1 rRNA gene is annotated in these 1,423 nt (G+C 47.2%); it reads right to left on the minus strand.

Annotation, left to right across the window (positions count from 1 at the left end):
• A 23S ribosomal RNA gene (locus PULV_RS00060) occupies nt 1–1,270 on the minus strand; the annotation flags it as partial.
• Between the last annotated feature and the right edge of the window lie 153 nt (nt 1,271–1,423).

Genomic DNA, 1,423 nt, shown 5'->3' on the forward strand with positions numbered 1-1,423 from the left:
TTTTCACCCGCATTATCGTTACTCATGTCAGCATTCGCACTTCTGATACCTCCAGCAAACCTCCCGGTTCACCTTCAACGGCTTACAGAACGCTCCCCTACCCCGCATACATAAGTACGCAGCCGCAGCTTCGGTGGTATGTTTAGCCCCGTTACATCTTCCGCGCAGACCGACTCGACCAGTGAGCTATTACGCTTTCTTTAAAGGATGGCTGCTTCTAAGCCAACCTCCTGGCTGTCTGGGCCTTTCCACATCGTTTCCCACTTAACATACACTTTGGGACCTTAGCTGGCGGTCTGGGTTGTTTCCCTCTTCACGACGGACGTTAGCACCCGCCGTGTGTCTCCCGGATATTACTTTACGGTATTCGGAGTTTGCAAAGGGTTGGTAAGTCGGGATGACCCCCTAGCCTTAACAGTGCTCTACCCCCGTAAGTATTCGTCCGAGGCTCTACCTAAATAGATTTCGGGGAGAACCAGCTATCTCCCGGTTTGATTAGCCTTTCACTCCTAGCCACAAGTCATCCCCTAACTTTTCAACGTTAGTGGGTTCGGTCCTCCAGTTGATGTTACTCAACCTTCAACCTGCCCATGGCTAGATCACCGGGTTTCGGGTCTATACCTTGCAACTATACGCCCAGTTAAGACTCGGTTTCCCTACGGCTCCCCTAATTGGTTAACCTCGCTACAAAATATAAGTCGCTGACCCATTATACAAAAGGTACGCAGTCACACCACGAAGGTGCTCCTACTGCTTGTACGTACACGGTTTCAGGTTCTATTTCACTCCCCTCACAGGGGTTCTTTTCGCCTTTCCCTCACGGTACTGGTTCACTATCGGTCAGTTGGGAGTATTTAGCCTTAGAGGATGGTCCCCCTATATTCAGTCAAGATAACACGTGTCCCGACCTACTCGATTTCACTTACTATAGATTTTCATGTACGGGGCTATCACCCTGTGTCGCTGCCCTTTCCAGAGCATTCCACTAATCACTAATAAGCTTAAGGGCTGTTCCGGTTTCGCTCGCCGCTACTTCCGGAATCTCGGTTGATTTCTTTTCCTACGGGTACTTAGATGTTTCAGTTCTCCGCGTTCGCCTCGTTAACCTATGTATTCAGTTAACGATACCTGTAAACAGGTGGGTTTCCCCATTCGGAAATCTTAGTCTCAAGTGCTTTTTACTAGCTCGACTAAGCTTATCGCAAGTTAATACGTCCTTCATCGCCTCCAACTGCCAAGGCATCCACCGTGTACGCTTAGTCACTTAACCATACAACCCAAAATAGTTTGAATTATATATAAAGGACTGATTTAAACTTCGCCAGAAGTTAAATATTGAATACTAAAGTAGACGCCAATCACATCTTTCGATGCAAATGGCATAATTTTACTTTTGAAAACTCTTAACAAACATTCCGAAGAA

The organism is Pseudoalteromonas ulvae UL12, assembly GCF_014925405.1.
Taxonomy (GTDB): Bacteria; Pseudomonadota; Gammaproteobacteria; order Enterobacterales; family Alteromonadaceae; genus Pseudoalteromonas; species Pseudoalteromonas ulvae.